General features: G+C 47.0%; 8 protein-coding genes. 6 read left to right on the plus strand and 2 right to left on the minus strand.

Annotated elements, in window-relative coordinates:
- The first annotated feature begins 143 nt into the window (after positions 1-143).
- The 6 genes from lpxB (at position 144) to HMPREF3050_RS09965 (ending at position 4,315) form a co-directional block, all read left to right on the plus strand.
- Entirely contained in the window at positions 144-1,301 is a 1,158-nt protein-coding gene (gene lpxB, locus HMPREF3050_RS09940; protein ID WP_070774663.1) for a lipid-A-disaccharide synthase, read from the plus strand.
- Between the two features lie 183 nt (positions 1,302-1,484).
- On the plus strand, positions 1,485-1,847 hold the full coding sequence (locus HMPREF3050_RS09945; protein ID WP_003765647.1) for a hypothetical protein: 363 nt from the start codon (positions 1,485-1,487) through the stop codon (positions 1,845-1,847).
- Complete coding sequence (locus tag HMPREF3050_RS09950; protein WP_003762224.1) at positions 1,847-2,233, plus strand: acyl-CoA thioesterase; 387 nt, start codon at positions 1,847-1,849, stop codon at positions 2,231-2,233. Before HMPREF3050_RS09945 ends, HMPREF3050_RS09950 begins: the two co-directional genes overlap by 1 nt.
- Complete coding sequence (locus HMPREF3050_RS09955; RefSeq protein WP_003765664.1) at positions 2,230-2,718, plus strand: TlpA family protein disulfide reductase; 489 nt, start codon at positions 2,230-2,232, stop codon at positions 2,716-2,718. Before HMPREF3050_RS09950 ends, HMPREF3050_RS09955 begins: the two co-directional genes overlap by 4 nt.
- Positions 2,719-2,850: 132 nt before the next feature.
- Positions 2,851-3,513, plus strand: a complete 663-nt coding sequence (locus HMPREF3050_RS09960) for an SH3 domain-containing protein (protein ID WP_070774664.1) — start codon at positions 2,851-2,853, stop codon at positions 3,511-3,513.
- Positions 3,514-3,775: 262 nt separating this feature from the next.
- Positions 3,776-4,315, plus strand: a complete 540-nt coding sequence (locus HMPREF3050_RS09965) for a DUF924 family protein (RefSeq protein WP_070774665.1) — start codon at positions 3,776-3,778, stop codon at positions 4,313-4,315.
- Positions 4,316-4,383: 68 nt separating this feature from the next.
- Here HMPREF3050_RS09965 and HMPREF3050_RS09970 read toward each other — a convergent pair whose 3' ends face one another.
- Entirely contained in the window at positions 4,384-4,611 is a 228-nt protein-coding gene (locus HMPREF3050_RS09970) for a SlyX family protein (protein ID WP_003742919.1), read from the minus strand.
- The gene (locus tag HMPREF3050_RS09975) at positions 4,612-5,985 is read right to left on the minus strand and encodes a Na+/H+ antiporter family protein (protein WP_070774666.1); all 1,374 of its coding nucleotides are present in this window, start codon (positions 5,983-5,985) and stop codon (positions 4,612-4,614) included.
- Between the last annotated feature and the right edge of the window lie 216 nt (positions 5,986-6,201).

The raw sequence follows: 6,201 nt of genomic DNA on the forward strand, positions 1-6,201 counted from the left end.
GAAAATTTTAGCGTATTTTTATGAGTTAAATTTCGTTAACAGACTATTTTTGCAAAGGTCTCTATAACTGAAATTTAACTAAGAACTTCTTTGCCGCCAGGTATTACACTTACCAAATTCTTTTTTGTATCCCATAATTTTATATGACTACTTCTCTCACGATTGCAATGAGTGTTGCTGAGGCATCGGGTGATCTGCTTGGTGCACATCTTATTAGTGCGATTAAAAAACGTTGTCCTGATGCAAGATTTATTGGTATCGGTGGCGAGCGTATGAAGGCGGAAGGATTTGAAAGTCTTTATGACCAAGAAAAATTGGCAGTACGAGGCTTTGTTGAGATAGTTAAACGTTTGCCCGAAATATTGAAAATCCGAAAAGGTCTGGTTAATGACCTTATTCGTATAAAACCGGATGTTTTTGTTGGGATTGATGCACCTGATTTTAATCTTTGGGTGGAAGAGAAACTTAAGAAAACGGGTATTCCAACGGTTCACTATGTCAGTCCTTCTGTTTGGGCGTGGAGACGTGAACGAGTGAACAAAATTGTTCATCAAGTTAACCGGGTGTTGTGCCTTTTCCCAATGGAACCACAGCTCTATTTAGATGCCGGTGGTAAGGCTGAGTTTGTCGGTCATCCGATGGCACAAACCATGCCTGTAGATGTTGATCAATCTTCTGCGCGTCTCCAGTTGGGAGTTGCACCGTCTATCCCAGTATTTGCCTTGATGCCCGGCAGTCGTGTTAGCGAAATTGATTACATGGCTCCTGTATTTTTTCAAACCGCATTACTTCTGTTGAAGCGTTACCCACAGGCGCAGTTTCTGATGCCGGTTGCTACGCAGGCAACCCGCCGTCGTATATCAAAAATTCTTACCTCTGATCAATTTTCGGACCTTCCCATTACATTAGTCGATAAACAAGCAGATACTGTTTGTACTGCGGCAGATGTGGTTTTGGTGACCAGCGGGACGGCAACGCTGGAAGTGGCTTTGTGCAAACGTCCTATGGTGATCAGCTATAAGATATCTCCTCTGACTTATGCTTATGTGAAGCGTAAAGTTAAAGTGCCACATGTCGGTTTGCCCAATATTTTGCTGAACAAATGTGCTGTTCCAGAGCTTTTGCAACATGATGCGACGCCTGAAAAACTGGCAGAAGCCATGATTTATTGGTATGAACATCCGGAAGCAGTTGCTTGCTTGAAACAAGATTTTCATGAGCTGCACTTATTATTGAGAAAAGATACCGATACACTGGTTACAAATGCAGTGTTGGAAGAAGCAGGTTTTTTCAACTCTTAGTTTGACCTGCGATTCAACAAGAGAAAAGAGCGGCAATCAGATTTACAAAAAAGTAATGAAGCAGAAAATGGGTTGCAGTTTAAACATCGCTTTGCCCCAACTTATCTATCCTTCAGTCGGCAAAGATAGCGTTTGCACGGCCTTTGCTATATCATTCCCTTATCTGAAATCAAGGAAAACATCATGTACGAAGTCAACCGCAGCGTCTTCCTGCTCATCCCGCTCGATCCTTTTTGGAACTGGCTGCAAACCCTGCCCGGCAATCATCTTGACGGTTTGACGCTTGAAGATATTCAAGCTGATGCCAATTCTTATCTCGTCCGTCCGTGTGAAACCGCCGACGAAGTATGGGACGAAATCGAAGCGCGGTTTGAAGACATTTTCGCTGCCGAACTTGCCGATTGGTGCGAAGATGAAAGCGAATGGCCTGATTTGAATGCGGATATTTTCAATGAATGGTTCGACATCCAGCTTTCTACCGTTATCACCGACCTCGAGCAAGAACCGCTCGCCCGTGAAGCCTTTCAACCCTTCAATCTGAACTGATGAATATCCGCGTCCGCAATTACCATCTTGACGGCTACGGTCATGTCAACAACGCGCGCTATCTCGAATTTCTCGAAGAAGCGCGCTGGGCGTTTTTTGAGGAACACGGTTTATTGTCCGAAATCGACGGCTTGATGCTGGTGGTCGTCCGCACCGACATCCGTTATCGCCGTGCCGCCGTCGATGGCGACATATTGCGTTTTGAAGGTCGTCTGAAAGAGCTGACCTCGCGCCATATTATCCTCACTCAAAACATCGTTTTGCCCAGCGGTAAAAATGCCGTCGAAGCCGAAAGCACTTTGATGGTTGTCAGCGCAGAAAGCGGGCGAAGCATCAGCATTCCCGAACCTCTCTTTACCCTTTTAAAACAATACGCCGAAGCATGAAAAAGCTCATTACCATTGCCGCAGTCGCCATTATCGGCGCGCTGCTCGCCATCGTCCTTATTCCGGATAACAAACCTACTCCCGCATTCTCTTTGTCTGACCTGCAAGGCAAACCGGTGTCCAATGCCGATTTGCAAGGCAAAGTCAGTTTCATCAATTTTTGGTTTCCCTCCTGCCCGGGCTGTGTCAGCGAAATGCCCAAAGTCATCAAAATGTCCAAAGACTATCAAGGAAAAGACTTCCAAGTCCTCGGCATTGCCCAGCCGATAGACCCGCTGGAAAGCGTAAACCAATACGTCAAAGAATACGGCTTGCCTTTTACCGTCATGTTTGATGGAGATAAAGCCGCCGCCCAAGCGTTCGGTACGCAGGTTTACCCGACTTCTTTCCTGATCAATAAAAAAGGCGAAATCCTGAAAACCTTTGTCGGCGAGCCGGACTTTGCTGCGCTTTATCAGGAAATCGACAAAGAATTGGCGAAGTAATACTAGCTTGAGAGGTTCGTGACTGTTTTCAGACGACCTCTGTTATGAATATATTAAACAATCAGCGATATTGTCTGTTGTCGGACTGAGTGAAGGGCAATTTCGGTAAGTAGATTCTGAGCATCATTGAAAATGGCTTTGAAAAATAAACAATTTATTTATTGTATTTTTGTCGGCTTTATTTTGAGCGTATTTCAGCTGACATTTGCACAAGGTGTTCCTCAAAAAGGCATGCTGCGGGTTTATTGGGGTAAAAGTTTAGATGGTAATGCTCGGAATCAAAGGACTTTATATTTTGACTTTATCCCTGAAGACACCAAAATATCGAATCAAAACCGAATCTTCCTTAATTTGAGCAAATCGCAGCAAGCTGCTGTTTTGAAAGAATTGGTGCTTCCGCCGAATTTTTACGTCTATCAGGAAGATTCTGTCAAACAGCCTGCCCAAATTACTATGGGTAAAGTGGGTACGGAAGTCATTTGTGACGGTAAATATTATTCTGCCAAACTTATAAAATTTGAAAAAATCCCAAAAACAACGGCTAAACAAATCCCTGATTCGGGCTGTATTTACTCGTTGATTATGAATAATGATTTCATCGTTAAATCCACAGATAGCCATAAGGTTAACCTCAGGAGCCAACCGGATGCCCATGCCGACATAATCAAACGCTTGGACGACAACGCCATAGTAGAAAAATTGAAAACCGTTCGTAAGGATTGGTACCTCGTTCAATTAAAAGATACGACTACCCAAGGGTATGTTCATAAAAGTCAGTTGGAGCGGGTGGATTAATCAAAAGTTGTCGAGATATCGGCGTAATCAAAAAGGTCGTCTGAAAACTTTGATTCGGTTTTTCAGACGACCTTGCACTTAATATAGTGGATTAACTTTAAACCAGTACGGCGTTGCCTCGCCTTAGCTCAAAGAGAACGATTCTCTAAGGTGCTGAAGTACCAAGTGAATCGGTTCCGTACTATCTGTACTGTCTGCGGCTTCGTCGCCTTGTCCTGATTTAGAGTTAATCCACTATACTCTTCTATTGCAAGGAATGTTCATGACACCCCAAACCGTCTTAGACTTCTGGTTTGCCGAAGAAAACCGTCCTTTTCTGTTTGCCAAAAACGATGAATTCGATGCCGAGATTCGCGCGCGATTTTTTGATGTCTGGCAACAGGCGGCCCGTGGCGAGCTTGCACACTGGCGCGACACCCTGCAAGGCAGGCTCGCCGAAATCATCCTGCTCGACCAATTCTCACGCAACCTGTTTCGCAACAGCCTCCAAGCATTTGGCCAAGATTTGGCCGCCCTCATCCTTGCCCAAGAAGCCGTCCGTCAGCCCGGTTTCGCCGACCTCCTGCCGCACGAACGCCATTTCATGCTTATGCCGTTGATGCACAGCGAAAGCCAAGTTGTCCACGAACAAGCCGTTCCGCTGTTTGAACGCTATACCGACGGACACGCATTGGATTTTGAAATCAAACACAAAGTCATCATCGACCGCTTCGGACGTTATCCACACCGCAATGCCGTATTGGGGCGTGAAAGCACGGAGGAAGAGGCGAAATTTTTGAAGCAGGAAGGTTCGTCATTTTAATTTGGGTTTTAAAATTTGAAGGCCGTCTGAAAACCATTTTTCAGACGACCTTCTTTCATATTTCCGCTTCAATAATGCGGCGGAATTTCATCACGCAGGCTGTAAGGTTCGCGCTCTCCGTTTGCGCCTTTGTCTTGCATTTTCTGATAAAGCAGCCTTAACTGCGCCTGCTGTAAATCCAGCGTCTGCTGCATTTTCGCCACCGTATCGTTCAGGCTGCCGATTAGGTCTTCCTGAAGCGCGGTTTGGATTTCCAGCTCGGTGATGCGGTGTTCCAATTCGTCCATTTCGCTCATTTACAGCACCATCGCGGCAATCCAGCCGGCAATCATCAGCGGGATATTGTAGTGGATAAAGGTTGGGATGACGGAGTCGCGGATGTGGTCGTGTTGTCCGTCGGCGTTCAAACCCATGGTCGGGCCGAGCGTCGAGTCGGATGCGGGCGAACCGGCGTCGCCCAATGCGCCCGCCGTACCGACGATGGCGACGGTTGCCAGCGGCGAGAAGCCGAGGCTGATACACAGCGGCACATAAATCGCGGTAATAATCGGCAAAGTGGAGAAAGAAGAGCCGATACCCATAGTAACCAATAATCCGACAAACAACATGGCAAATGCCGCCATGCCTTTATTGCCGCCGAAAAGCTGCATACTGTGTTCGACCAGCGGTTTGATTTCGCCTGTCGCGGTCATGACTGCCGCAAAACCTTGTGCTGCAATCATGATGAAACCGACCATCGCCATCATTTTGATGCCTTCGCCGAACACATCGCTGGCGGCATTGCGATTCATCACGCCGAGCATCATAAAGACGGCAAACCCCAGCATCGCGCCCAACACCAGTGAATCTACATACATCAACTGAATCGCAAAACATACGCCGATTGCGATTGCCGCCACCAGACTGCGGTAAGCCGAAGGTTGCGGTTGTTCGGATGCTTCGCGGTTGTCCTCGGTATCAACGGTATTGGTTTGATAAGAACGCGGTTTGCGGTAATGGATAAACGCCAAAATCAGCCCCGAAACCATGCCCAAAGCAGGAATCGCCATCGCGTGCATGACGCTGATGTCTTTTACGTCCCCGCCCGCAGATTTGATGTTGCCCAAGAGAATGTCGTTTAAGAAAATTGCGCCGAAGCCGAAGGGCAGGAACATATAAGTCGTAACCAATCCGAACGTAATCACGCAAGTAATCAATCGACGGTCGACTTTCAAACGGTTAAACACCAGCAAAAGCGGCGGAATAATCATCGGGATGAAGGCAATATGGATAGGCACAACGTTTTGACTCATGATGCCCATCGCCAGAATAATCAGCAGCAGCGTCCATTTCACCGAACTCTCGCCTTTTACTGCATCCTGACTGTTGTTGAGTTTGCGGATAATGCCACCCGCAAGCTGTTGCGGCAGCCCGGAATAAGTAATCGCCATCGCAAACGCACCGAGCATCGCATAAGACAAAGAAATCCGCGCGCCGCCCTTCAAGCCTTCGTTAAACACGGGAATAATCCCCGACTGCGTTACATTGCCCGCCGTATCCACGATGTTTTCCAGCGGCATTCCCGCCACCAGTCCGCCGACGAACGCACCGACAGTCAGGCTCAATACGACGTGTACCCGCGATAGCGACAACACGAGCATAACGATTACTGCAACCACTACGGCATTCATGCCTTTTCTCCGTTTCAGACGACCCTCAGACCATCTGTTCACATATTAAAAAGAAACATCATAACCTAACATGATTTAACGGGCTAGGGCAAGCCGATTATTCATGCAAATGAATAGGATGGAATGTGCAGGCAGCCGATTCAGACGACCTCAAGCATATTTGATTTTATCTAAAGCCATAGAACCACCCCCATCCTAACCTTCCCCCGCCGGACG

It is taken from the genome of Neisseria sp. HMSC065D04, from assembly GCF_001815675.1.
GTDB lineage: Bacteria > Pseudomonadota > Gammaproteobacteria > Burkholderiales > Neisseriaceae > Neisseria.

Bases quoted from the DNA above. Each gene is read 5' to 3' on its own strand.
- lpxB (WP_070774663.1), top strand. From the start codon at position 144: ATGACTACTTCTCTCACGATTGCAATGAGTGTTGCTGAGGCATCGGGT.
- HMPREF3050_RS09945 (WP_003765647.1), top strand. From the start codon at position 1,485: ATGTACGAAGTCAACCGCAGCGTCTTCCTGCTCATCCCGCTCGATCCT.
- HMPREF3050_RS09950 (WP_003762224.1), top strand. From the start codon at position 1,847: ATGAATATCCGCGTCCGCAATTACCATCTTGACGGCTACGGTCATGTC.
- HMPREF3050_RS09955 (WP_003765664.1), top strand. From the start codon at position 2,230: ATGAAAAAGCTCATTACCATTGCCGCAGTCGCCATTATCGGCGCGCTG.
- HMPREF3050_RS09960 (WP_070774664.1), top strand. From the start codon at position 2,851: ATGGCTTTGAAAAATAAACAATTTATTTATTGTATTTTTGTCGGCTTT.
- HMPREF3050_RS09965 (WP_070774665.1), top strand. From the start codon at position 3,776: ATGACACCCCAAACCGTCTTAGACTTCTGGTTTGCCGAAGAAAACCGT.
- HMPREF3050_RS09970 (WP_003742919.1), bottom strand. From the start codon at position 4,611: ATGAGCGAAATGGACGAATTGGAACACCGCATCACCGAGCTGGAAATC.
- HMPREF3050_RS09975 (WP_070774666.1), bottom strand. From the start codon at position 5,985: ATGAATGCCGTAGTGGTTGCAGTAATCGTTATGCTCGTGTTGTCGCTA.